The sequence below is a fragment of the Sulfitobacter sp. HI0027 genome, from assembly GCF_001634775.1.
Lineage (GTDB): Bacteria > Pseudomonadota > Alphaproteobacteria > Rhodobacterales > Rhodobacteraceae > Sulfitobacter.
In genome coordinates, this window is the sequence record NZ_LWER01000219.1 from 1 (window position 1) to 23,099 (window position 23,099).

At 62.6% G+C, this 23,099-nt stretch carries 24 protein-coding genes, 1 other RNA gene and 1 pseudogene; 11 read left to right on the forward strand and 15 right to left on the reverse strand.

The genetic code is table 11. The annotated features are described in order from the left end of the window. The coding region (locus tag A3722_RS13860) for a 5'-nucleotidase C-terminal domain-containing protein (RefSeq protein WP_236627420.1) at positions 1-644 on the forward strand (644 nt) is incomplete at its 5' end. A 37-nt stretch (positions 645-681) separates the two neighbouring features. Next, positions 682-779: signal recognition particle sRNA small type (ffs, locus tag A3722_RS13865), an RNA gene on the forward strand. 171 nt (positions 780-950) lie between these two features. Here ffs and ypfJ read toward each other — a convergent pair. After that, the gene (ypfJ, locus tag A3722_RS13870; protein ID WP_067624885.1) at positions 951-1,784 is read right to left on the reverse strand and encodes a KPN_02809 family neutral zinc metallopeptidase; all 834 of its coding nucleotides are present in this window, start codon (positions 1,782-1,784) and stop codon (positions 951-953) included. A 63-nt stretch (positions 1,785-1,847) separates the two neighbouring features. Between ypfJ and A3722_RS13875 the strand changes: the two genes are divergently transcribed. The 4 genes from A3722_RS13875 (at position 1,848) to recR (ending at position 5,093) form a co-directional block, all read left to right on the forward strand. Next, positions 1,848-2,210, forward strand: coding sequence for a YidH family protein (locus tag A3722_RS13875; protein WP_067624882.1), 363 nt, complete (start codon positions 1,848-1,850; stop codon positions 2,208-2,210). 77 nt (positions 2,211-2,287) lie between these two features. Further along, positions 2,288-4,051, forward strand: coding sequence for a DNA polymerase III subunit gamma/tau (locus A3722_RS13880; RefSeq protein ID WP_067624879.1), 1,764 nt, complete (start codon positions 2,288-2,290; stop codon positions 4,049-4,051). A gap of 51 nt (positions 4,052-4,102) precedes the next feature. Continuing rightward, positions 4,103-4,447: a YbaB/EbfC family nucleoid-associated protein gene (locus A3722_RS13885; protein WP_067624876.1), complete on the forward strand. Its 345-nt coding sequence runs from the start codon at positions 4,103-4,105 to the stop codon at positions 4,445-4,447. A 52-nt stretch (positions 4,448-4,499) separates the two neighbouring features. Then, positions 4,500-5,093: a recombination mediator RecR gene (recR, locus tag A3722_RS13890; RefSeq protein WP_067624873.1), complete on the forward strand. Its 594-nt coding sequence runs from the start codon at positions 4,500-4,502 to the stop codon at positions 5,091-5,093. A 78-nt stretch (positions 5,094-5,171) separates the two neighbouring features. Here the strand turns inward: recR and A3722_RS13895 are convergent, their stop codons facing one another. From A3722_RS13895 to A3722_RS13905, 3 genes are all read right to left on the reverse strand, one after another. Then, positions 5,172-6,350, reverse strand: coding sequence for a type III PLP-dependent enzyme (locus A3722_RS13895; protein ID WP_067624870.1), 1,179 nt, complete (start codon positions 6,348-6,350; stop codon positions 5,172-5,174). A gap of 186 nt (positions 6,351-6,536) precedes the next feature. Beyond that, positions 6,537-7,658 carry an endonuclease/exonuclease/phosphatase family protein gene (locus A3722_RS13900; protein ID WP_067624867.1) on the reverse strand — a complete coding sequence of 374 codons (1,122 nt, stop codon included), beginning with the start codon at positions 7,656-7,658 and terminating at the stop codon, positions 6,537-6,539. A gap of 119 nt (positions 7,659-7,777) precedes the next feature. After that, a complete protein-coding gene (locus A3722_RS13905; RefSeq protein ID WP_067624864.1) occupies positions 7,778-8,557 on the reverse strand; it encodes a DUF1013 domain-containing protein in 780 nt (259 codons plus the stop codon). Positions 8,558-8,680: 123 nt separating this feature from the next. Here A3722_RS13905 and A3722_RS13910 point away from each other — a divergent pair, with 123 nt between their 5' ends. Further along, positions 8,681-9,325 (forward strand): ribonuclease T2 family protein, encoded by a 645-nt coding sequence (locus A3722_RS13910; protein WP_067624861.1) that lies wholly within the window; start codon positions 8,681-8,683, stop codon positions 9,323-9,325. Between the two features lie 162 nt (positions 9,326-9,487). Here A3722_RS13910 and A3722_RS13915 read toward each other — a convergent pair whose 3' ends face one another. Beyond that, positions 9,488-10,498, reverse strand: a complete 1,011-nt coding sequence (locus A3722_RS13915) for an NAD(P)H-quinone oxidoreductase (RefSeq protein WP_067624857.1) — start codon at positions 10,496-10,498, stop codon at positions 9,488-9,490. 98 nt (positions 10,499-10,596) lie between these two features. Between A3722_RS13915 and A3722_RS13920 the strand changes: the two genes are divergently transcribed. Both A3722_RS13920 and A3722_RS13925 read left to right on the forward strand, forming a co-directional pair. Next, positions 10,597-11,826, forward strand: coding sequence for an AMP-binding protein (locus tag A3722_RS13920; RefSeq protein ID WP_067624854.1), 1,230 nt, complete (start codon positions 10,597-10,599; stop codon positions 11,824-11,826). Beyond that, positions 11,823-12,929: a thiolase family protein gene (locus A3722_RS13925; RefSeq protein ID WP_067624847.1), complete on the forward strand. Its 1,107-nt coding sequence runs from the start codon at positions 11,823-11,825 to the stop codon at positions 12,927-12,929. The genes A3722_RS13920 and A3722_RS13925 overlap by 4 nt, the downstream gene beginning before the upstream one ends. A 36-nt stretch (positions 12,930-12,965) precedes the next feature. Here A3722_RS13925 and A3722_RS13930 read toward each other — a convergent pair whose 3' ends face one another. The 4 genes from A3722_RS13930 to A3722_RS13945 form a co-directional block, all read right to left on the reverse strand. Further along, positions 12,966-13,511, reverse strand: coding sequence for a biotin transporter BioY (locus A3722_RS13930; protein ID WP_067624844.1), 546 nt, complete (start codon positions 13,509-13,511; stop codon positions 12,966-12,968). 62 nt (positions 13,512-13,573) lie between these two features. Further along, positions 13,574-14,170: a CbiQ family ECF transporter T component gene (locus tag A3722_RS13935; RefSeq protein ID WP_067624841.1), complete on the reverse strand. Its 597-nt coding sequence runs from the start codon at positions 14,168-14,170 to the stop codon at positions 13,574-13,576. Further along, complete coding sequence (locus A3722_RS13940) at positions 14,145-14,879, reverse strand: energy-coupling factor ABC transporter ATP-binding protein (protein WP_067624838.1); 735 nt, start codon at positions 14,877-14,879, stop codon at positions 14,145-14,147. Before A3722_RS13940 ends, A3722_RS13935 begins: the two co-directional genes overlap by 26 nt. A gap of 82 nt (positions 14,880-14,961) precedes the next feature. Beyond that, positions 14,962-15,654, reverse strand: coding sequence for a COQ9 family protein (locus tag A3722_RS13945; protein WP_067624835.1), 693 nt, complete (start codon positions 15,652-15,654; stop codon positions 14,962-14,964). Between the two features lie 110 nt (positions 15,655-15,764). Between A3722_RS13945 and rpsU the strand changes: the two genes are divergently transcribed. Beyond that, positions 15,765-15,971, forward strand: coding sequence for a 30S ribosomal protein S21 (gene rpsU / locus A3722_RS13950; protein WP_007118112.1), 207 nt, complete (start codon positions 15,765-15,767; stop codon positions 15,969-15,971). 281 nt (positions 15,972-16,252) lie between these two features. Here rpsU and A3722_RS13955 read toward each other — a convergent pair whose 3' ends face one another. Further along, positions 16,253-16,711: an Lrp/AsnC family transcriptional regulator gene (locus tag A3722_RS13955; RefSeq protein WP_067624832.1), complete on the reverse strand. Its 459-nt coding sequence runs from the start codon at positions 16,709-16,711 to the stop codon at positions 16,253-16,255. Positions 16,712-16,849: 138 nt separating this feature from the next. Here A3722_RS13955 and ald point away from each other — a divergent pair, with 138 nt between their 5' ends. Next, positions 16,850-17,968 carry an alanine dehydrogenase gene (ald, locus tag A3722_RS13960; protein ID WP_067624828.1) on the forward strand — a complete coding sequence of 373 codons (1,119 nt, stop codon included), beginning with the start codon at positions 16,850-16,852 and terminating at the stop codon, positions 17,966-17,968. Between the two features lie 64 nt (positions 17,969-18,032). On the opposite strand, the gene mscL is transcribed toward ald, so the two are convergent. The 5 genes and pseudogenes from mscL to A3722_RS13985 all read right to left on the reverse strand — a co-directional run bounded on the left by mscL (position 18,033) and on the right by A3722_RS13985 (position 23,045). Continuing rightward, positions 18,033-18,464, reverse strand: a complete 432-nt coding sequence (mscL, locus tag A3722_RS13965) for a large conductance mechanosensitive channel protein MscL (protein WP_067624825.1) — start codon at positions 18,462-18,464, stop codon at positions 18,033-18,035. A gap of 123 nt (positions 18,465-18,587) precedes the next feature. Further along, positions 18,588-19,703, reverse strand: a complete 1,116-nt coding sequence (locus A3722_RS13970) for a histidine kinase dimerization/phosphoacceptor domain -containing protein (RefSeq protein ID WP_082849492.1) — start codon at positions 19,701-19,703, stop codon at positions 18,588-18,590. Positions 19,704-19,896: 193 nt separating this feature from the next. Then, a pseudogene (locus A3722_RS13975) lies at positions 19,897-20,342 on the reverse strand (YtoQ family protein). A gap of 15 nt (positions 20,343-20,357) precedes the next feature. Beyond that, on the reverse strand, positions 20,358-22,754 hold the full coding sequence (gene pheT / locus A3722_RS13980; protein WP_067624823.1) for a phenylalanine--tRNA ligase subunit beta: 2,397 nt from the start codon (positions 22,752-22,754) through the stop codon (positions 20,358-20,360). 9 nt (positions 22,755-22,763) lie between these two features. Next, complete coding sequence (locus A3722_RS13985; RefSeq protein ID WP_067624820.1) at positions 22,764-23,045, reverse strand: YrhK family protein; 282 nt, start codon at positions 23,043-23,045, stop codon at positions 22,764-22,766. Between the last annotated feature and the right edge of the window lie 54 nt (positions 23,046-23,099).

Genomic DNA, 23,099 nt, shown 5'->3' on the forward strand with positions numbered 1-23,099 from the left:
CAGGCCGAGGTGATACGCAAGGGCGTGGCGGGCCCGAGCATTTTTTGCACATCCCCCCCGGTGCGGTGCAGCGCCGCCATATCGCCGGGCTGGTTCCTTATCAAAACGCGGTCTGGGCGCTGCGTATCACGGGGGCTGACCTCCGGCGACGGCTGGAAAAAGCGGCCGAGGTTTTCGCCCCGCTTGGCAGTGCGACAGGTCCGCTTCTCGATCCCTGCCGCCCGCCTTTTCACTGCGATACGATCTACGGCGTGACCTATGCAATCGACCCCCACCGCCCCCGTGGGGCGCGCATCACGGCGCTGTCGTGGCAGGGGGGTCCTGTCGAGCCGGACCAACGGTTTCTATTGGCAACCAACCAGTTTCGCGCAGCGGGCGGCGGCGGATTTGACCGTGCACCCATCGCAAATGTCGCCCTGCGCAGCCCCCTGCCCCTGACCGAGGCGCTGATCGCCGCCCTCGCGCCGAGCCCAGACCACCCATGGTCCAGCGCTCACCCATGGCACTTCGATGCGACCGGAGCGCAAGCGGTCCACTATACCTCACCGGGCGCGCTGCCCTTTCTTAATGATATCGCGCATCTGTCGCCCGATCCCCGCGGAATAACGGCATCGGGCTTTGCCCAGATCTGGATCCGCTTGTGAGGCTTGCACTTCGATCCTCCCCCTCCTATATGGGCCTTGAGAGGTTGGTGCGGGCAAGCGCCTCGCCAACCCGGTCAGATCCGGAAGGAAGCAGCCGTAACGAGCCCCGCTTGGGTCGTTATCAGCCTCTCACCACCGTCGCATTGTGCAGCAATGCGACGCCCCGGCAGTCGCTCCGCAGGAACGATGAAAGGGGTAGATTCTCCAAAGAAATTGTCGCGGTTGAGAGATAACAGGCCCGGCGACATGCCCCGCCTGCGGGCACCACGGGCATCGCCCCCTAGGGAGGGCGCCGCCCACATCATCTTACAGCCGATCCGCCTCAAATGTATCACAGGCCGCGATCTCGCCGCTCTCAAAGCCCCGTTCGAACCAACGCGCGCGTTGCTCTGACGTACCGTGGGTAAAGGTATGCGGCTGTGGCACCTGACCGGCCTGCCGTTGCAAATGGTCATCCCCGATCATCCGCGCCGCATTCAAAGCTTCCTGAAGATCGCCCTTTTCCATCAACCCTTCGACGTTCGACGCCCAGATCCCTGAAAAACAATCAGCCATCAGCTCAAGCCGCACGGTCAGGGCATTCGCCTCAACCTGAGAGGACTGCTGCCGCATCCGGGCCACCTGCGGCAAGACGCCGATCTCATTTTGCACATGATGGGCGACCTCATGCGCGATCACATAGGCCGCCGCGAAATCGCCCTCGGCCCCAAGACGCTGGTCCAGCGTGCGGAAAAAGGCGGTGTCGAGATAGGCCATGTTATCCGCCGGGCAGTAAAAGGGGCCGGTTGCGCCGGAGGCACCGCCACAGGCGCTTTGGGTGACGTTTTCGAAAACGACAAGCTTGGGCGGCGTATAGGTTTCCCCCAATTGCTCTTGGAAAATCCGGCTCCAGACCTGTTCTGTCGTGGTCAGCACGCGGGCGGCGAAATCGACTTGCGGGTCTTCGCTGTCGCTCAGCGGGCGGGACTGCTGGACCTGACCGCCGCCTTGGCCGGTCAATAGCGGGGTCACGTCGATGCCGGTGAAATATCCAATGGCCATAACCGCCAAAACGCCCACCAAACCAAGTCCGCCCGCCTTACCGGCCCCTCCGCTACGGCGAATGACATTCTTGCTCCGCCCAATTCCCCGCAAACGCATTTACCGTCCCCCGCTATGTCAAAGTTTATTGCCACATGAACGCGCAAAGCGCAGATTGGTTCAATGAAGGATAAAAACGATCTCGCTGAGAGCCGCACCGATTGGGCCGAAGACCGCACGATTCTGGCCAATGAGCGCACCTTTGCGGGCTGGATGCGTACCGGCATGGCCTGTGTGGCCGTGGCGATTGGTCTGCGTGCCGTCTTTGGTGAGTTTGAGCCGACATGGGTGGCCAAGGCTGTGGCCTCGGTCTTCATCATAGCCGCGCTCTATGTCTATTGGGCGGCACAGGCGTCGGCGGCGAAAACCCAAAAGCGACTGAGCGACCATCACGCCAACGCCCAGCCCAACAGTCGCATGAAAATTCTGGCCGCCATCCTTGCGGTTGCCTCAACCGGCGTCGGCGCGATCCTCTGGATGCTCTGAGCATCCCGCAAGCACGGTAGACGCCACGGCGCGGAGCGCCTAGTTTACGGCCTTGACCGAATCCGATCTGGGGCACCATGACAGATACATCCGCCTACCGCGTTCTGGCCCGCAAATACCGGCCCGAAACCTTTGCCGATCTTGTCGGCCAAGACGCCATGGTGCGCACGCTCAAGAACGCTTTTGCCGCCGACCGGATCGCGCAGGCCTTTGTGATGACGGGCATCCGCGGCACCGGCAAGACGACCACCGCGCGGATCATCGCCAAGGGGATGAACTGCATCGGGCCAGACGGCAACGGCGGGCCGACGACTGATCCTTGCGGCGTCTGCGAACACTGCACCGCGATCATGGAAGGCCGCCACGTTGATGTGTTGGAGATGGACGCCGCGTCGAACACCGGCGTTGCCAACATCCGCGAGATCATTGATTCGGTGCATTACCGCGCCGCCTCGGCCCGCTACAAAGTCTACATCATCGACGAAGTGCACATGCTCTCGACCGGTGCGTTCAACGCGCTGCTGAAGACGCTGGAAGAGCCGCCCGAACACGTCAAATTCATCTTTGCCACCACCGAGATCCGCAAGGTGCCGGTGACGGTGCTGTCGCGCTGCCAACGCTTTGATCTGCGCCGGATTGAGCCCGAAGTGATGATCGCCCTGCTTCGCAAGATAGCGACGGCAGAGACTGCCGAGATCACCGACGACGCGCTGGCGCTGATCACCCGCGCTGCCGAAGGCTCCGCCCGCGACGCGACCTCGCTGTTGGATCAGGCCATTAGCCACGGCGCGGGCGAAACCGGCGCCGAACAGGTGCGCGCAATGCTGGGCCTGGCGGACCGAGGCCGGGTGCTGGACCTTTTCGACATGGTGCTGCGCGGCGATGCAGCAGCGGCGCTGACGGAACTCAGCGGCCAATACGCCGATGGGGCAGACCCGATGGCGGTGCTGCGCGATCTGGCCGAGATCACCCATTGGGTGTCGGTCGTGAAGATCACGCCTGATGCCGCCGAAGACCCCACAATCGCCCCCGAAGAACGCACCCGTGGCCAGCAAATGGCCGAGACCCTGCCGATGCGCGTGCTCACGCGGCTGTGGCAAATGCTGCTGAAAGCGCTGGATGAAGTGGCCGCCGCTCCCAACGCGATGATGGCCGCCGAAATGGCCGTGATCCGCCTGACCCATGTGGCCGATCTGCCCTCGCCCGAAGAACTGGTGCGCAAGCTGCAAAACAGCACGCCACCCCCGGCCCCCGGCCCCGTCGGTGGTGGCGGTGGCGGCGGCAATGGCGCGCCCCAAGGCAGCACCGGCGCGCAGGCCGTGCAACACGCCCAGCAGCGCATGGCGTCGAACCCCGGTCCGCAGGGGCAGAGCACCGCCTTGGCGCAAGACCTGAACGCCGCGTTGGCCCGCTTCCCGACATTCGAACATGTGGTTGAGCTGATCCGCGTGAACCGCGATGTGAAACTGCTGGTCGAGGTCGAAACCTGCCTGCAATTGGCCGCCTATCAGCCCGGCCGCATCGAATTCGTCCCCACCGAAGACGCCCCGCGCGATCTGGCGCAACGGCTGGGGCAAAAGCTGCAACTCTGGACCGGCAATCGCTGGGCGGTGTCGCTGGTCAACGAGGGCGGTGCCGAAACCATCGCGCAAATCCGAGACGCGCGCGAACTTGCGCTGAAGAAACAGGCCCAAGAACATCCGATGATGCAGGCCGTGCTGGCGCAATTCCCCAAAGCCCGGATCACCGCGATCCGCACGCCCGAAGACATCGCCGCCGCCGCCACGGCAGAAGCGCTGCCAGAAGTCGAAGACGAATGGGATCCGTTCGAGGACGGTTGATCCACGCCCCCTCACGCCACATATAAACGACAACGCAACAAGGAGACCCAGATGCTCAAGGGATTAGGCGGCCTCGGCGATATGGCCGGGATGATGAAAAAAGCGCAGGAAATGCAGGGCAAAATGGCCGAACTGCAAGAGGAGATGCACAACATCACCGTTGAAGGTGAATCCGGTGCGGGCCTCGTCAAAGCGACCTGTAGCGCCAAGGGTGAGTTGAAGGGTCTCGATATCGACCCGTCGATCTTTAACAAAGACGAGAAAGAAGTGGTCGAGGACCTGATCCTCGCCGCCATCAAAGACGCGCAGAGCAAAGCTTCGGACCGTGCGCAGGCCGAAATGTCCAAGCTGACCGAAGGCATGGGCCTGCCCGCAGGTATGAAACTGCCCTTCTAAACGGTTGGGGCGGAAACGCCCCTCCCTTCCCTTTTCCCACAGGTGCCCCGCCTTGAGCTCTACCCGCGACATCGACGCCCTGATCGAGCTGATGGCGAAACTGCCCGGCCTTGGCCCCCGCTCGGCCCGGCGCGCGGTGCTGCACCTGATCCGCAAGCGCGCGCTGCTGCTGACCCCCCTGTCTGACCTGATGCAGACCGTCGCCGCCACGGCGCGGGAATGTCTGAACTGCGGCAACGTGGGCACCGCTGATGTCTGTGACATCTGCACCTCCGAAAAACGCGCCAATGGCGAGCTTTGCGTGGTCGAGGATGTGGCCGACCTTTGGGCGATGGAGCGCTCTGGCGTGTTCAAAGGGCGCTATCATGTGCTGGGCGGCACGCTCTCGGCGCTGGATGCCATCGGACCGCAGGAATTGCGCATCCCCCGGTTGGTGGACCGGATCGACACCGAAGGCGTGAGCGAGGTGATCCTCGCGCTCAACGCCACGATCGACGGGCAGACCACGGCGCATTACATCGCGGATCAGTTGGAGGGCCGGGTGCGGCTCACCTCCCTCGCTCAAGGGGTGCCGATTGGCGGGGAGTTGGATTACCTTGACGACGGGACGATCACCGCCGCAATGCAGGCGCGTAAGTCGATTTAACCCTACCCAGAATCAAAGCGGGCCGCCCGCTCCTCCCAAAGCAGACGGCCCTTTTCCGTGGCGACGCTGATCGTGCTGTCAGAGCACGATCACATCAAGCGGCGGAAATCCATTGAACCCAACCGAACTGTAAGAGCTTGTGTAGGCTCCGCAAGCGCGAATCATCACTTTATCGCCATCGCGCAGGGCCAAAGGCAGATGAATCGGTCGTTTTTCGTAAAGAATGTCCGCCGAATCGCAGGACGGGCCAGCCAAAACGCAGGGTCCGGTCTCTTCGCCGTCGTGCGGGGTGACGATCTGATAGCGAATCGCTTCGCCTTCAGTTTCCGCCAGACCCGAGAAACGACCGATATCCAGATAGACCCAGCGGTGCAGATCGTCCGCGGACTTACGGCTCACCAACATGACTTCGGCGGCGATGTGACCGGCCTCGGCCACCAGACCACGGCCCGGCTCTGCCATCACCTGCGGCACGTCGCCAAAGCGGGCTTTGACGGCGCGCATCACAGCGGCAGCATAGGCGCGGGGCGCTTCGATGCTTTCGCCGTAAAAGGCTGGGAAGCCACCGCCGAGGTTCAGCAGTTGCAGGTCATGGCCATCCGCACGGGCGGCATGCCACAGCGGCGCGACTTGATCCAACACCGGGTTCCAGAACTCCGCCTTGCGGGTCTGCGAGCCGACGTGGAAGGACAGGCCGAAGGGCTCAAGGCCCACGGCAACCACGTGGTTCAACAGCGCAGGCAGCGCGGAACCAGCACAGCCAAATTTGCGGCTAAGCGGCCAGTCGGCCATGGAGTTTTCGACGATCAAGCGCAGGTAGACCCGCGCGCCCGGTGCATGGGCGGCGATCTTGTCGAGTTCGGCTTCGCTGTCGGCTGCGAACAGGGTCACGCCTGCGGAATGCGCAAAAGCGATGTCGGAGGCGCGTTTGATGGTGTTGCCGAAGGAGATGTTTTCCGGTTTCGCACCTTGGCTGAGGCAAAGCTCAATCTCGGCACGCGATGCCGCGTCAAAGCCAGAGCCTTTTTTGACCAGAAGACGGATGATCTCAGGCGCCGGGTTCGCCTTCACCGCGTAGTGGATATGCGCCTCGCCCAGCCCTTTGTGCAGCGCGTCATATTGCGCGGCGACACGGTCGCGGCTGATCACCAGCGTTGGTTTGTCAAAGCTGTTGGCAGCGATATAGGCGGCAGCCGGATCGGCGAATGCAGTGGATGCGGTGCGCAGGGCACCGGGGACTGTAGCGTTCATGGTCATCTCCAAAGAGCAGGTGGGGCTGGTTCCCCGCGTGTCGTTTCAAGAGACGTTACCGTCGCTACATAAACGCGGGTCAGTCAGAGTAGGAACTGACCGGCCAGAGGCGCGTGCGTTGGCGTCTGTAATGCGCCACATACGCCGTTTTAGGATTCGTACAAGGGGTAAAATTAGCCGAGATGCAGATTGTTAGGCTTCCTCATCTTCCCAGTCACTACCGATGGGGTCGCGGTCTCTTTTGCGTTCTTCTTTGATCATATCTTTGGTTTCTTGCTCCTCTTCTGGATCGGTTTCTTCGGGGTCACTTTCGGCGGCTTCGGTCCGGGCCAACGCCAAGACAAACCACATGGGGAAGTGATCCGACCCGATCTTATCAAGTCGGTCCATCTCAAGCAGGCGGAACTGCGGGTCGTGGAACAGGTGATCGAGCGGCCAGCGCATCCACGGCATCGTTGCGCTAAAGGTGTTATACATGCCGCGCCCCACGCGCGGGTCCAGCAGAGCAGAGAGCCGCTGGAAGCGCCGCGTCGTCGTGGACCAAGCTACATCGTTCAGATCACCGGTAACAACGGCGGGCAGCGGATCTTTCTCGGCCTCGATACCGACCATCGCAATCTCGCTGTCGCGCCCCTTGGTATCATGTTCGATCACAGGCGGTTCGGGGTGCACGACATAGAGGCGGAAATCCTCCCCCATCGGCAAATGCACCCGGGCGCGGATCGACGGCACGTCGCGCGTCACCAACTCCCGCACCTCGACCTCCGACAGCGGCAGTTTCGACATCACGCAAAGCCCGTAGCCATTGTCGAGCGGCACGTCGATGCGGTGCTCGTAGTTCTTTCCCAGCCCGGCATCCAGCGCATCAATCCAATCCTGATCCACTTCGATGGCCATGAAGATATCCGGCACCCGCGCCTCAACAAGGGCGATAAGCTTGCCATAGTCCCGGTTGGATTTCTTGACGTTAGCCGCCAGCAGACTGAAATGGCGGTCCGTCTCGCGGCGCAGCTCGGGCGAAGCGGCGAGCGATTGCTTGCGCCAAATTGGGGTGAACTTGGTGATATAAAGCGCCTGAAGCGCTGCCACGCCCAGCATGAGTGCGATGCCAATCATGCCGTAAGTCGTTGTCGGCCCTTGGACCAGCGCGAAGGCGGCGGCCAGCAGCAGCGCCAGACCAAGGAATTGCTCACGTGGAAAGGCCAGCCCCCGGATCGCCCCGAAAGGCAGCTTACTCAGCGGCAGTAGGCTGCACAGTATCAGCAGCCCTGCCAGCCCCCAGATCATCCAGTCCAATGCCGTTTCCAAATCCATCCCCCGGCGCAAAGCGCCTTTTTAACAAAGAGAAACAGGGCGCCGAAGAATCCGACGCCCTGTCACTTTAACACATCCTTGTGGCGAAAGTTCCTTCCGCCACACCGCCCTGAAGGGGCTTAGCCCTTGGCCTTGTCGTCATCCTCGTCGTCTTCATCGGTGCTCTCTGGCAGCGAGAAGAAGCTGTCGGCGTCGGAGTAATCGCCCTTGGAATGGTCCTCTTCCTCTTCGTCGTCCGTGCTGTTGCCGGAGAGGGTGAATGTTTCCAGACCTTCGATGGCCGTGGGGATTTTGGGCTCGTTGTCCATGCCGAGGCTCTGCTCGGTCGACACCAGCTTGCGGCGCTCGTCGTCGTTCATCACTTCGCCCGCAGCGGCCTTTTTCGCGGCGGCCTTTTGCACGGCGGCGTCAAGCTCGGACTGCTTACACAGGCCCAAGGCAACCGGGTCGATCGGCTGGATATTGGAAATGTTCCAGTGCGTGCGCTCACGAATCGCTTGGATCGTCGGCTTGGTGGTACCCACCAGCTTGCTGACCTGACCATCGCTAAGCTCGGGGTGGAACTTGACCAACCACAAGATCGACGCCGGACGGTCCTGACGTTTGCTGAGCGGGGTATAGCGCGGGCCGCGGCGTTTCTCTTCGCCTTCGGCAGCGGCGTTGAACTTGAGCTTCAGCTTGTGCATCGGGTTGTTCTGCGCGGCGTCAATCTCTTCCTGCGTCAGCTGGTTGTTGGCAACCGGATCAAAACCCTTCACGCCCTGCGCTACATCGCCATCCGCGATGCCCTGCACTTCCAACTCATGCATGCCGACGAAATCGGCGATCTGCTTGAAGCTGATGGTGGTGTTGTCCACGAGCCAGACGGCGGTGGCTTTGGCCATAATCGGTTTTGCCATGTCACTCTCCTAAAAACGCAATTTTCCCGTCGCCTGAAAGGCTGTCCTGCTTGGCAGAACGGTCTTCATTGTCGGGGAAGTTGGCGGCTGTATACTGTCTCAAACATCATAAGGGAAGACCCAATGCGGCCACTGCGCGCCTGTCTGCTGATCCTCGGGCTGATCGCCCCCGTCCCCTCTCTGGCCGAGGGGGAACGTTCGGGTGAATTCGACTATTACGTCATGTCCCTGTCATGGTCGCCCAACTGGTGCGAATTGACCGGCGACGCGCGGCAGTCTGCGCAATGCGATGCGGATAAGGACCACGGCTGGACCCTGCATGGACTTTGGCCACAATTCACGCGCGGGTATCCGTCCTATTGCCAAAGCGGCCAGCGCCCGCCCAGCCGCGCACAGACCGGGGCGATGGCCGATATCATGGGCACCGGGGGCTTGGCATGGCATCAATGGAAGAAACACGGCTCTTGCAGCGGGCTGGACTCCGCGGATTATTTCGCCCTCTCGCGAAAGGCCTACGCCCGCATCAACCGCCCCGAGGTCTTTCGCAAGCTCGACCGCGCCGTTTCCCTGCCCGCCTCCGTGGTAGAGGAGGCATTCCTCAAAGCGAACCCCGACCTGACCGCACAGGGGATCACCATCACCTGCAAGCAAGGTCACATCCAAGAGGTGCGCATCTGTCTGTCTCGCAGTCTTGAGTTCATCCCCTGCGGGCCAGACGTTCGGCGGGACTGTACGCTTGATAATGCCCTGTTCACCCCTCTGCGCTAAACCCATCGGCGCGGGTATCTGGGCGAAAACGGGAGAGGCGTAATTTCCTCCCCCGCATTCAATGCCTTTCGGCTCTCTCTCCAACACGGGTGGCTGGCGTCCCGGCCACCCGTGCTATCAGTAAACGAATTACTGGTTAACAATTCGTTACTAATTCAAATTTTATTGGTCTGCCTCGGCGTCCAGCGCGCCACCGACCTTTAGAACGATCTTGCCGATATGGCCGCTGGCCTCCATCCGGCGGTGCGCGTCATTCGCCTCGGACAGGTCATAGGTGCTGTCCATCACCGGGGCGACGCGGCCCTGCTCCAACAGGGGCCAGACGTTTTGCAAAAGCTCCTCTGCAATCCGCGCCTTGGCCAGATCGCTTTGCGGGCGCAGGGTCGATCCGGTCATGGTCAGGCGGCGGGTCATCAGCGTGACAAAGTTCACCTCCTGTTTGGCCCCCTGCAGGAAGGCGATCTGCACCAGCCTGCCATCTTCGGCCAAAGCCTTCAGGTTGCGGTTGATATAGCTGCCCCCGACCATATCGAGAATCACATCCGCGCCGCCCTCGGCCTGCAGCACGTCAACGAAATCCGTATCCCGATAGTTGATCGCCACTTCGGCCCCCAGCTTCATGCAGGCCGTGCATTTGCTATCCGTCCCCGCGGTCACAAACACCCGCGCACCCAAGATACGGGCCAGCTGGATTGCCGTCGTGCCGATGCCGGAAGATCCGCCGTGGATCAGCACTTTCTCCCCAGCCTTAAGCCCGCCCCGCATGAAGAGGTTGGACCAGACGGTAAAGAACGTCTCGGGCAGGCAGGCCGCTTCTTTCAGCCCCATGCCTTCGGGGATCGGCAGGCAATGCGCCGCGGGGGTGGCGACATATTCGGCATAGCCACCGCCGGGCAGCAGGGCGCAAACCAGATCCCCCGGTGCCAGTGTCGTCACGCCGGGGCCGACCTCGACCACCTCGCCCGAGGCCTCCAGCCCCGGCAGATCGCTGGCGGTGGGCGGCGGCGCATATTTGCCCGCGCGTTGCAGCGCGTCGGGGCGGTTCACCCCGGCATAGGCGACCTTGATGATGACCTGCCCATGTTTCGGTTGGGGCCGCGGGCGGGTGGTGCCCTGAAGAACGTCCGGACCGCCGGGTTCGGTGATTTCGATTGCACGCATGGTCTCTGTCATGTCTGAAGTATCCTCGGGTCTGGTTTTGCCGCAGCCTAACGGGCGGCCCCGGGGCGTGCACCCGGAATTTGAAACCCGGCGGAAGTGGGAGAAGGCGGATGCGCGCGCAAGGCAGTTTCAGATGGCATCAGGACGCACGGCTTTTCGCGGGACAATCGGAAGTGCCCCGCGCGCCCGAAGGCCAGCGCGACAGCTTCCGCGCCCTGCCCGCAACCCCGACCTTCGACGCGCTGACGGCCCTTACCACAGCGATCAGCCAGCAGGCCCCCTTTTGCCTCAGCGACCGCCCTCTGCCCGATGACATCGCCTGCCCGCCCGGCGCATTCCTTACCCTCACCGGCGGCGCGTCCGGCCAGCCCAAGGCCGTGCGCCGCAGCCAAACCTCTTGGATCGCCAGCTTTGACGTGAATGCCGATCGCTTTGCCCTAACCCGCCGCGACAGCGTTGCCGTGTTGGGGCGGCTCAGCCACTCCCTGTCGCTCTATGCGGTATTGGAGGCGCTGCACCTTGGCCTCGACGCGCATGTTCTGGCCGATCAGCCCCCCCGCCAGCAAGCGTCGCAGATTGCCACATCGGGGGCGACGATCCTCTATGCCACGCCGACGCAATTACGGCTGCTGGCCCGTGGGGCCGCCGCCCCGCTGCCCTCGCTGCGGCTGGTGCTTTGTGGCGGCGGCGCGCTTGATGCGGCGACGCGGGCGGCGACCGGGCGGCTTTGCCCCCATGCGGCGGTGCACGTGTTTTACGGCGCGGCAGAAACGAGCTTTATCACGCTGGCCGATGCCGCCACGCCCGAAGGATCGGTTGGCCGCCCTTATCTCGGCGTCGAACTGCGGCTTTTGGATGCGGCGGGGCAACCCACTTCAGACGTGGGTGAAATCTGGGTGCGCAGCCCGTACCTTTTCGATGGCTACGCACAGGGCTGCAGCACCGAGACCCGCAGGCAGGATGGTTTCGTGACCGTGGGCGAGATGGGCGAACTGGATGACAAAGGACAGCTGTGGATCGGAGGGCGGCGGCAGCGCATGGTGCAGATTGCCGATCAACTGGTCTTCCCCGAAGCGGTGGAGGCCGTGATCGCCGCGCATACTGGTCTGCCCTGCGCGGTTCTGCCCCGTGACGATGCGCTGCGGGGGCAACATCTGATTGCGGTTGTCGAAGGCACCGCAGAGGCGGCGCGCCCTGAGGAAATCATCGCACATTGCCGCGCAGCACTCGGCCCACTGGCCGCCCCCCGTCGCGTCTATTTCCGCGCCGAATTGCCACTGCTCCCCTCGGGCAAGATCGACCTTAACGCCCTCTCCAACTGGCTGGAGGGTCAAATATGACCAGCGCCTACATCATTTCGGCCTGCCGCAGCCCGGTTACCCCGCGCGGCGGAGCCTTGGCGCACCTCTCGCTACCCGACCTCGCCGCCCCCATCCTCACCGCTGCATTGACCCGCGCAGGCATCGCGCCGCGCCAAGTTGATGAGGTGATTTGCAGCACCGCCCTTGGCCCCGGCGGCAACCCGGCGCGCAGCATCGCGCTAGCGGCAGGACTGCCTGAACATGTCGCGGGTCTCAGCATCGACCGGCAATGCGCGGGGGGCTTGGATGCGCTGGCCTTGGCGCGGCAGATGATCCTCAGCGGTGCGGCGGATATCGTCGTGGCGGGCGGCGCGGAAAGCTACTCGCGCCAACCGTTGCGCTACCGCACCTTCGCCGATGGCCACCCGCCTGAGGCCTATACCCAAGCGCCCTTTACCCCATGGCCCGCGCGCGACCCCGACATGACCGATGCCGCCGCAGCGCTTGGCCGATCGCAAGGCATCTCCCGTCAGGCGCAGGATAAGTGGGCCGTGGAAAGCCACGCGAAGGCACGCGCGCATCTGCCGTCCGAAACAGAGCTGGTGCCACTTGCGGGATCCGGGAGCGATACCTTTACCCGCCGCCTTAGCTCCGCGCTTTGCCGGCGTGCCAAGGTACTTTCAGGTGACATCACCGCTGCCAATGCCGCCGTCGCTGCCGATGCAGCGGCCTTTTGCGTGGTCGTGTCAGACCGCGTGGCGGCAGACCTCACCATGCCAAAAATCGAACTCATCGCCACCGCGGCGAAGGGCAGCAGACCCGAAGAGCCGGGTTTGGCACCCCTGGTGGCGATTGCCGAAGTCTTTCGCCAAACCGGGTTGACCGCCGACGACCTGACTCTTGCCGAGATCATGGAAGCCTACGCCGTGCAGGCCATCGCCTGCGTCAACGGCGCAGGGATCGCGCCGCAAATCGTCAACATCGGTGGGGGCGCCTTGGCCCGTGGGCATCCGATCGGCGCTTCGGGTGCGATCAACGCGGTGCGGCTCTGGCATGAATTGGTGGCGCGGGGGTCGGGCACCGGATTGGCGGCGATTGCCGCAGCCGGGGGGATCGGCTCTGCCGCGCTGATGCGGCTGTAGCGGCCCGCCCCCTTTTGGGGGAGCGGGCCAATCGTTTTAGCTGCGCGACAGCACGCTTGCGGGACGCGCCTTGGCCAGACCGGAGGTGATGAAACCCGCCAGCACGGCTTTGATCAGGTCACCGGGGATGAAGGCTTGGACCAGCAGGGTCGCCTCAAGCAGCGTCTTGTTCAGCGTCATCATCATGCCGAAGATGCCAAAGGCATAGACCACAAGGATGCCGCCCAAGACGGCCGAAACCCCGGCAGCCAGACCCACCGGCGCGTTGCGCCACTGGTCCATGATAAAGCCAGTCACAAAGGCACCGATCGGGAAGCCAACGAGGAAACCAACGGTCGGCGAGGCAAAGACGCCCAGACCGCCACGGCCTCCGGCCAAAAGCGGCAGACCAAGCGCCACCAGTGCCACGAATAGCAGTGCGGCAAGACCACCGCGCCATGCGCCCAGCACCGTGCCACAAAGCATGACGCCCAGCGACTGCGCGGTGATCGGCACACCGAAGCCAAGCGTGAATTTCGGGATCAGGCCCAATGCCGCAATCAGCGCGGCGAAGAGGGCGATCATTGTCAGATTGCGTTCCATTGAGAGGGTCCTTGAATTAAAGTTTCCAATGCCTAGGCCAGCCCTCTTCCCCGGTCAAGCAATCACAGCCCGCCCCGCGCGCGCAGCGCCTCGGCCACATGTTCGGCGTCGTCGATGGCCAGCACGGTAAAGGGCATCACAATCCGCCAGCCCGCCCGTCTGCGCGACCGCGCGCGCCACGCCAGCGACAGCATCTGCCCTTTGGCCGCCAGCACCGGGGTGAAACGCACCACCAGCGCCACGGCCAACTCAAGGCTACGGGTCCGAACCCCAAAGCGGCGCAGGGGCCCGGCCAGCCAACGCACCACCGCCATCATATCGCTGAGTTTCGTGGTCATGGTCACAAGATTGGCCAGCCCCACCGCCGTGACCATGCGCAGCACGATGACAAGGCCCGCCTCTGCATCGCTGATCAGCACATGCCACAACAAGATCAGCGCCACAAAGGGCCAGAGCATCCGCAGCCGCCCCAAGCCGCCCTTTAGAAAAGCCCGCCCCGGCAGGGCGTAAAGCAGCAACATCCCGGCACAAAAGGCGATCTGCCAGACCGGATCTTCGACCCCGAATAGCAACAGTGTCGCCGCACAAAGCGCCCCCAGCTTGGCCCCCGCGGGCCAGCCGTGGGCGCGGGTCTCAACCGGCGAGGTCAGAGAGATCATCGTTCGCTCCCAGTTCTTTCATCCGGGTCTCAAAGGCGCGCAGCACCGGACGCGCGCTGCCCTGCTGCGCGACCTCGCCGCGCTCCAACCAGAGGATGTGATCGTAGCCCGCCACCGCTGCCGGATCGTGGGTGATATGCACCAGCGTCAAGTCGAGCCCGGCCAAGACCCGTTCAAGATGCAGGCGCGTCGGAATATCGAGCCCGGCAAAGGGTTCGTCGAGCACCAGCACCCGTGGTTGCATCGCCAGAACCGCCATCAGGCAAACCAACTGCCGCTGCCCCTGTGAGAGCTGATGGATCGACGCCTGTGCCCAATGACGCTTCTCAAACTGACCAAGGATTGCCGCCACGCCCCGCGCCGCTTCGGCCTTGGATTGGCCCATTTGCAGCAGGCCAAAGGCGATCTCTTCTTCCACGGTGGGAAAGATGATCTGATGGTCCGGGTTTTGAAACAGAATGCCAACAGCGCCAATCGCCCGACGGCGGTCACGGGCCACGTCGATCCCGCCGATCCGCACCTGCCCCTCATCTGCGGCCACCAACCCAGACAGAACCCGCGCGAAAGAGGTCTTACCCGACCCGTTGCGCCCCACGATGCCGATCCGCGAGGCATCTGACCTGAGGCTGACGTCGCGCAGCACCGGCGTGCCTGCGGGGGTGTAGCACACCTTTTCAATATCAATGAGCGGGAGCGTCTGGCTGGTCATCGGGGGCCTGTATGAAACCGGGTGCCCCGACCTAGCACCTGCCGGGCGGGCGGGGAAGCCCGCAGTTCGCCCGCAGGTTGCGTCAGCTCGGCGGCGTCCAGCGGCCCGGCAGATCAGGGTCCTGCTGCCCTCGCGGCGCTTTGATGTGGCTCAAAAGCCAGTTCGGCCCGGCCATCAGTCGGCTGAGCGTCGGGCTTTCGCGCACTTGGGCTTTGAGTTTTTCGATCTGCATCACATCGTCGATCCGCCGGTCCAAGAAAGACCACGTCGCCTGATGCCCCTCGCTGGCATCCCCCAGCCAATAGAGCAGCGTGGCAGAATAAACCCCAGACAGCGTGGCGCGTTTGCTGTACCAGTTAACATCATCCGATGTATCGCCGAGTGCAGTCCAGATTTTATCGCTGGTCTCCCAGATCAGGCCTGCCCCTTCGGGCGCGTGATGCGGCAGGGCGAAAAGCGTGCTGCCCCGCCGGATCGCCTCACGATCCCCGGCCTCAAGGCGCAGGCGCACGCCCTTGGCGATACGGTCCCTGAACCGGAGTTCCGACAGATCGGCCTGCGCCAAACCTTCCAACATCTTCGCATCGCCGCGTCGGTGATAGGCCACGGCCAGATCGACCGCCCCTCGGGGGCAAACCGCGCGCGCCAGCGCCGGGTCCAGACCGCTGTCCTTGATCGCGGCATTGAACGTCGCGGGCGACCAGCCGTCAAACGGCACATGCATCAATGCGGCATCAAGCAGTTGGTCCTTTGGGTCGGCCTTGGGCGGGGTCATGGCGGGCTCCTATCGGGGCGTGATGGGGTGGACAAAGGGGATATAGGCTGTTATAGGCCCATTTCCTGCAATTCCTTGCAACTTTATCCTAGAAAGGTGGTGACAACCACATGCAGGTTAGTGTTCGCGACAACAACGTCGATCAGGCCCTTCGGGCTCTGAAGAAAAAGCTACAGCGCGAAGGCGTTTTCCGTGAAATGAAGCTCAAGCAACATTTCGAGAAACCGTCCGAGAAAAAAGCGCGCGAGAAAGCTGAAGCGATCCGTCGTGCCCGTAAACTGGCACGGAAAAAAGCGCAACGCGAAGGTATGATGTAAATCATTCCCGCGACACGCAACAGATATAGAACCCCCGGTGCCCTTGGCAGCGGGGGTTTTGTTTTGTGGGGGAGCGCAGCGGAGCCGGGCAACGCCAGACCGCGGGGTGGCGCTCGAAATCCCCCAATTAGGCAGTTTATGGTAGCTGCGCTTGGGAAATACCTCAGGACGGCACGACCTCAGCAAAAGCGCCAGCCCGTCCGGGCGGTCTGGCGCTGCCCGGCGGCCTTCGGCCTTGATTCCGGGCTGGTGGCGCGGCGGCGCAGATCGTGTGGAACCAACTACACCGGCAGCGCCGTCGTCTTGCACACCGTCCGCAACGCAAAACTCGACTGCATCTGCGCCACCCCCGGCAACCGCGCCAAATGCTGGCGATGGATCCGCGCGAAATCCTCGGTGTTCTCCGCCACGATCTTCAGCAGATAATCCGCCGTCCCCGCCATCAGGTGACATTCCAAGACATCGGGAATGCGCGAAACGGATTTTTCGAAGGCCTCCAACACCTCTTCAGCTTGCGCTTGCAGAGTGATCTCGACAAACACCGTCGTCGGCATGTCCAGCTTACGCGGGTCCAGCAGGGCCACATAATCACGGATATACCCTTCCTTCTCCAACCGCTGTACACGGCGATGACAGGCCGAAGGCGACAGATGCACCACGTCCGACAATTCGGCATTGGACATCCGCCCATTGCGCTGCAAAGCGCGCAGAACACGCCGATCAATCTCATCCAAGGCCATATGCGCAATACTTTCGCGTCAAATTCCATTTCTACGCAATGATATTCGATTACCGCCCAGCTTGGCGACCCCAAATTCGCAGCGATATGCAAGGCAGATATGATAATCCTGTCCCACTACGGAGGAGGAGTGACCCCCATGAAAATCGGATGCCCGACAGAAATCAAACCGCAGGAATTCCGCGTCGGCCTGACGCCCAATGCCGCACAAGAAGCCATCGCCCACGGGCATGAGGTCATCGTGCAGGCAGGGGCGGGCGTCGGCGCGGGCTTTGAAGATGCGGATTACACCGCCGCAGGTGCCACCATTATCGACACGGCTGAGGAAATCTTTGCCAGCGCCGACATGATCGTCAAGGTGAAGGAGCCACAGGCGGGCGAACGCAAGATGCTGCGCGAAGGGCAATTGCTCTTTACCTATCTGCACCTCGCCCCCGACCCGGATCAGACGCATGATCTGCTGGCCTCGGGCTGTACCGCGATTGCCTATGAAACCGTGAGCGACCGGAATGGCGGGCTGCCCCTCTTGGCACCGATGTCCGAAGTCGCGGGGCGTCTGGCACCGCAGGTCGGTGCTTGGACACTGCAAAAGGCCAATGGCGGCCGGGGCGTTCTGATGGGCGGCGTGCCCGGCGTCGGCCCGGCGAAAGTTATGGTCATCGGCGGTGGCGTTGTCGGCACCCATGCCGCCCGGATCGCTGCCGGTATGGGTGCGGATGTGACTGTGCTTGATCGGTCGCTCCCCCGGATGCGCTACCTCGATGACATCTATGGCGGCACCTTCAAAACCGCCTATGCCAGCGCGGGCAACACCATCGAACTGGCGCGTCAGGCCGATATGATCATCGGCGCGGTGCTGATCCCCGGTGCCGCAGCGCCCAAGCTGATCAGCCGCGCACAGCTGTCCGAACTCAAACCCGGCGCGGCGCTGGTCGACGTGGCCATTGACCAAGGCGGCTGCTTTGAGACCTCCAAAGCGACCACGCACCAAGACCCGGTCTATGAGGTCGACGGCATCATGCACTACTGCGTGGCCAACATGCCCGGCGCCGTGGCGCGCACCTCGACCATCGCGCTTGGCAATGCCACCATGCCTTTCATGCTGGCACTGGCCGATAAGGGCTGGAAACAGGCCTGCGCGGATGACCCCCACCTCAAAGCCGGGCTCAACGTGCACGCGGGCAAGCTGACTTATGCCGCCGTGGGCGACGCGCTTGGGATCGACAGCATCACCGCGGATCAAGCCATCGCGGGCTAAACACCACCCGTGAGACACGAAAGGCCCGCCAATCTGGCGGGCCTTTCTCTCTCGCTAACGGCGCTTAGCGCGTCTTCAAGGCATCCCGAATTTCCAACAATACATCAAGCTGCGACGGACCGGTCTTGACCTCTGGCGCCACCTCATCAGGCTTTTCCGCAGCCGATTTCACGCGGTTCACCATCTTCACCAAGACGAAGACGACGAAGGCGATGATGAAAAAGTTGATCACGGCCATCAGGAACGAGCCGTAAGCAAAAACCGACGCGCCCGCCTCTCGGGCCTGCTCTAGCGAGGCATTTGCGGGCACATCGCCCGACAGCACCGCGTAGTTGTTGGTGAAATCCACCCCACCGGTGAAAAGCCCGACAATCGGGTTGATCAGGTCGGCCACCAGCGACGACACGATCGCCGTAAATGCCGCCCCGACGATGATACCAACGGCCATGTCCATGACATTCCCTTTGGCGATGAAATCCTTGAATTCTTGAATCACAGTACTGTCCCTATTCCACGTCGTGCTGATACCCCCGCCGTCATACCCGATAGTGGGGACTGCGGCACAGTGGGGTCAATAAAGTTTTCAGTTGAACCGCCCGAATTGCAGCCCCGGGCACGCCTATTGCCGAAAACAGACCCGCAAAGCCGCGCCATTGGCACTGAAATCGGTGCTCAGCCGCCCGCTTAGCTGTTCAGCCGCCGTCGCCATCAACATTCGCCCGAGGCCGGTGCTATCGGCCCCCGACACGGCTCCGTCATGCCCGCGACCATTGTCCCGGCACTCCAAAAGCCAGCTCTCGCCCCCCTCCTGCCGACGCAGAGAGATCCTGATCTCTCCTGCCCGGTCCCCAGCAAAGGCGTGTTTGATCGAATTGGCCACGAACTCACTCACGATCATGCCAAGCGCGGAGGCTTGCACGGCCTGCAACTCGCCCGACTCGGCCTCGCAAAAGATGGTGACGTGATCCGGCGCACTGGCGGCGAGAAGTTTGTTCAACTGCTCAAGGTAGGAAGAGGTTTGCACCTTGCCTTTGCCGCCCTGCCCCATCAATTCGCTGTGCAGCGATGCCACCGCTCCGAAACGCCGTTCGACAAGGGCGAGCACATCCTTCGCATCGGGGTCCTGCACCTTGCGCGTCGCCATCCGCAGCAGTGACGCGATGGTCTGGAACGAGTTTTTCACGCGGTGGTCCATCTCAGCACGTAGGGCGGCCTCAATGCGGATCTTCTTGCGCAGTTCCAACTGCATCATCACGTGACGCGACAGGGTTTGCAGCGCTTGGCGTTGGAAATCGTTCAGGGTGCGCGGCTTGATATCCAGCACGCAAAGCGTGCCGATCGGCTGGCCGTTCGGCGCGACCAGGTTCGCCCCGGCATAGAATTTCACCCGCGGGTCGCCGACATAGAGTGGATTGTCCGCGGTGCGCGGATCGGCCCCCATATCCGAAATCTCGGTATAACCCCCATCAAGGATCGCGTGAGAACAGACCGATTGATCCAAGCCGGTCTCCTGCGGCTCGAACCCCACACGGGCCTTGAACCATTGGCGCTTTTCATCAACCAGACTGATCAGAGAGACGGGCGTTTCGCAGATCTTGGACGCAAGCTCGACGATATCGTCGAAATCCGCTTCGGCTTCGGTATCAAGAATATCATAGGAATAGAGCGTCTCAAGACGCGCGTCCTGCTCTGCGGGCGTGTCGGCTAAAATGGACCTTCTCCTTCCAAAGTTCACCCGCCACGCAACTTTGGCGCGACAGCGGGGGTCGGATTTGGCCTGCCTTTCGGGGGGCAGATCAAGGCTGATGAACCTCCAGCTAGTGAAGGTTTAGCCCGTAAGGCAGCGGCGTCCACTACGCTGCCGAATCGATTCGCACTTAAGCCCTTGATAGATGTTAAATTTTAAGGCGGCTAGCCCCGCTGCCGCGTCACCCCGGCAGGGTACCGGTGAGGACATAGCGCAGAATCTCGACCACCTGAGCAGGTTCGGAGGCCACGGCCAGCGCCGCGGCATCGACTTCCTTCAGCGCATGGGCATGGTCGGGGCCGTGCAGAAAATGATCAGCGATTTGCCCAAAGCGGCGGCATAGCCCGCGTCAAAGGCCGCGTTCCACTGCTTGTATTGTTCGCCAAAGCGCACCACGACCACATCCGCTTCGGCAATCGCCTTACGGGTGCGAATCGCGTTGATCTGCGCGCCCTTGCGGTCATGCCAGAACTTGTCGGCCTCTTCCCCAAGGATCGCCACGCCGCAATCGTCGCTGGCGGCGTGGTCGGTGACCGGCGCGATGAAGGTCACCTCAAGGCTGCGCGCCCCTTCGATGATCTGTTCGCGCCAATCGGTGTGGATTTCACCGGAGAGATAGACTTTCATCGCTCGTCCTTTCGTTCAGCCGCGCAGCACGCCGCCCGTGGCTTTGGTCACTTTCTCGACAACCTTAGCACCCACGGCTTCGATGTCTGCATCCTTCAGCGTCTTGTCGCTGGGCTGCAACCGCACAGTGATCGCGAGGGATTTCTTGCCCTCGCCAAGGCTGCCGCCGATGAACTCGTCAAAAACGCGCACGTCTTCGATCAGGTTCTTGTCGGCCCCCTTGGCCGCATTCACCAGCGTCAGCGCCTCGACATCCGTATCGACGACAAAGGCAAAGTCACGCTCGACCGCTTGCAGGTCACTGATTTGTAGTGCCGGGCGCGTGGCACCGGATTTGCGCGGCAGCGGCACTTCGGCGGGATAAATGGTGAAGGCCATCGCGGGGCCTTTGACGTCCATCGCGGCGAGCACGCGCGGGTGCACTTCGCCAAAGATGCCGAGCACTTTTTTCGGGCCAAGGCAGACCTTGCCGTGACGGCCCGGATGCCACCATGCGTCCGCGCCGCGCAGGACCTGCACCTTGGCGGGCGCGCCGATGGCCGCCAGCACAGCTTCGGCATCGGCTTTGACGTCATAGACATCCACCGCCCGCGCCGCGCCATGCACGTCGCGCGGACCGGTGCGGCCCACCAACAGGCCGCTGACCATGATCTGCTCTTCGCCCGGCTCACCGCCCGAGAACGCGGGGCCGACCTCAAACAGTGCCATGTCGGCAAAACCGCGCGCCTGATTACGGGCCGCGGCCTGCAACAGACCGGGCAGCAGATCGGGGCGCATGTGGCTCATATCCGACGAGATCGGGTTTTCCAGCCGTGTCTCATCCGTACCGCCGCCGAACAGCGCGGCAGAGGCTTGGTCGATGAAGCTGTAAGACACGCATTCGTTGTACCCAAGCGCCGCCGCCGTGCGCCGTGCGGTCACGACGCGCCGCTGCATGGGCGAGAGCACGGGGCGCGGCACGCCCGTTGTCAGACGCGGCAGCGGCTTGCCTTCGAGCTTGGTGAGCGACGCAATCCGCGCGACCTCCTCCACCAGATCGGCCTCGCCCTGCACATCGGGCCGCCAGCTTGGCACCTGCGCCATGTCACCGTCGAGCTGGAAGCCAAGCGCGGTCAGTGTCTGGCGCTGATCGCTCTCGGGGATCGTCATACCGACCAGCGACTGCACTTTGGCCGCGTCCAGCTTGTAGGCGCGGCGGGTGTCAGGCACTTGCCCTGCAACCACAACCTCAGACGCCTCACCGCCCGCGTGATCAAGGATCATCCGCGTGGCGTGTTCGATGCCATAAGGCGTCCACGCCGGATCAATGCCGCGCTCGAAACGGTAGCGCGCATCCGAGTTGATCTTGAGCGCGCGGCCCGCATAGGCGATCTGCACCGGGTCCCAATAGGCGCTTTCGACAAGGACGTTCACCGTGTCTTCGGTCACGCCTGTGGCCTCACCGCCCATGATGCCCGCGATGCTTTCCACGCCGCTATCGTCGGAGATGACCATCTGCCCCGCTTGCAGGGTATAGGTCTTTTCATCCAGCGCCACGATCTCTTCGCCGCCCTTGGCGCGGTGGACGCGCAGGTTGCCTTTGACCTTATCCGCGTCAAAGACGTGCAGCGGGCGGTTGCGGTCGAAGGTGAAGAAGTTGGTCACGTCGACAAGGAAAGAGATCGGACGCAGCCCAATCGCGCGCAGACAATCCTGCAACCACGCGGGGCTTGGGCCGTTCTTCACGCCCTTGATCACGCGACCATAGAACACCGGACAGCCGTCCAGCGTATCATCGTCGATGCTTACGCTAATCGGCGAGGCAAAGCTGCCCGCCACCGCATCGCAATCACGCGGCTTCAGCTTGCCCAAGCCCCGCGCTGCAAGGTCGCGTGCAATGCCGCGCACGCCGAGCGCATCGGGGCGGTTGGGCGTGATGGCGATCTCGATCACCGGGTCGACTTTCGCGGGGTCATTCTCGGCCAGCCAGTCGATGAAACGGTCGCCGGGCTCGCCCGAGGGCAGCTCGATGATGCCGTCGTGCTCTTCGCTCAACTCCATCTCGCGCTCGGAGGCCATCATGCCAAAGCTCTCGACGCCGCGAATTTTGCCGACGCCGATGGTCGTGTCGATCCCCGGCACATAGACGCCCGGCTTGGCCACGACGACGGTGATCCCCGCCCGCGCATTCGGCGCGCCGCAGATGATCTGCATGACGCCTTCGTCGGTTTCCACCTGACAGACGTTCAGCCGGTCGGCATCGGGGTGTTTTTCGGCGGATTGCACATAGCCGAGGGTAAAGTCGGCCAGCTTCGCCGCCGGGTTCTCGACGCCTTCGACCTCGAGGCCGAGGTCCGTGAGGGCATAGGTGATCTCATCAATCGACGCCGTGGTGTCGAGATGGTCCTTGAGCCAGGAGAGGGTGAATTTCATAATCGTTCCCTAATTCTCGTATCGTTTGGCCAGATCGGCCATGTCGCCCATCCGATAAAGTTTGATTTCGCGGATCACCCGCAGGCACGGCTTGGCGGCAAAGAAGATCGAACCAATCAAAAAGAGCCACGTCGCGCTGGTCTGCGTGCTCTCGAAGAAAAACAGCGCCGAACCTACGACAAAGCAGATCGCTGCGCAGAAATCCACAAAGGTGTAGGCCATCTCGAACTTGGCATAAAGCGCGCGGGAGCCAGCGCTATTCTCGCGGTTTTCGTGACGAAAAAGTTTCATTCTAGACCTGTGTTGCGATGCGTTACGCAGTTTCTGAGGTTTCTATAGCGACCG

Coding starts and splice junctions, on each gene's coding strand:
- ypfJ (WP_067624885.1), bottom strand. CDS start 1,784: ATGCGTTTGCGGGGAATTGGGCGGAGCAAGAATGTCATTCGCCGTAGC.
- A3722_RS13875 (WP_067624882.1), top strand. CDS start 1,848: ATGAAGGATAAAAACGATCTCGCTGAGAGCCGCACCGATTGGGCCGAA.
- A3722_RS13880 (WP_067624879.1), top strand. CDS start 2,288: ATGACAGATACATCCGCCTACCGCGTTCTGGCCCGCAAATACCGGCCC.
- A3722_RS13885 (WP_067624876.1), top strand. CDS start 4,103: ATGCTCAAGGGATTAGGCGGCCTCGGCGATATGGCCGGGATGATGAAA.
- A3722_RS13895 (WP_067624870.1), bottom strand. CDS start 6,350: ATGACCATGAACGCTACAGTCCCCGGTGCCCTGCGCACCGCATCCACT.
- A3722_RS13900 (WP_067624867.1), bottom strand. CDS start 7,658: ATGGATTTGGAAACGGCATTGGACTGGATGATCTGGGGGCTGGCAGGG.
- A3722_RS13905 (WP_067624864.1), bottom strand. CDS start 8,557: ATGGCAAAACCGATTATGGCCAAAGCCACCGCCGTCTGGCTCGTGGAC.
- A3722_RS13910 (WP_067624861.1), top strand. CDS start 8,681: ATGCGGCCACTGCGCGCCTGTCTGCTGATCCTCGGGCTGATCGCCCCC.
- A3722_RS13915 (WP_067624857.1), bottom strand. CDS start 10,498: ATGACAGAGACCATGCGTGCAATCGAAATCACCGAACCCGGCGGTCCG.
- A3722_RS13920 (WP_067624854.1), top strand. CDS start 10,597: ATGCGCGCGCAAGGCAGTTTCAGATGGCATCAGGACGCACGGCTTTTC.
- A3722_RS13925 (WP_067624847.1), top strand. CDS start 11,823: ATGACCAGCGCCTACATCATTTCGGCCTGCCGCAGCCCGGTTACCCCG.
- A3722_RS13930 (WP_067624844.1), bottom strand. CDS start 13,511: ATGGAACGCAATCTGACAATGATCGCCCTCTTCGCCGCGCTGATTGCG.
- A3722_RS13935 (WP_067624841.1), bottom strand. CDS start 14,170: ATGATCTCTCTGACCTCGCCGGTTGAGACCCGCGCCCACGGCTGGCCC.
- A3722_RS13940 (WP_067624838.1), bottom strand. CDS start 14,879: ATGACCAGCCAGACGCTCCCGCTCATTGATATTGAAAAGGTGTGCTAC.
- A3722_RS13945 (WP_067624835.1), bottom strand. CDS start 15,654: ATGACCCCGCCCAAGGCCGACCCAAAGGACCAACTGCTTGATGCCGCA.
- rpsU (WP_007118112.1), top strand. CDS start 15,765: ATGCAGGTTAGTGTTCGCGACAACAACGTCGATCAGGCCCTTCGGGCT.
- A3722_RS13955 (WP_067624832.1), bottom strand. CDS start 16,711: ATGGCCTTGGATGAGATTGATCGGCGTGTTCTGCGCGCTTTGCAGCGC.
- ald (WP_067624828.1), top strand. CDS start 16,850: ATGAAAATCGGATGCCCGACAGAAATCAAACCGCAGGAATTCCGCGTC.
- pheT (WP_067624823.1), bottom strand. CDS start 22,754: ATGAAATTCACCCTCTCCTGGCTCAAGGACCATCTCGACACCACGGCG.
- A3722_RS13985 (WP_067624820.1), bottom strand. CDS start 23,045: ATGAAACTTTTTCGTCACGAAAACCGCGAGAATAGCGCTGGCTCCCGC.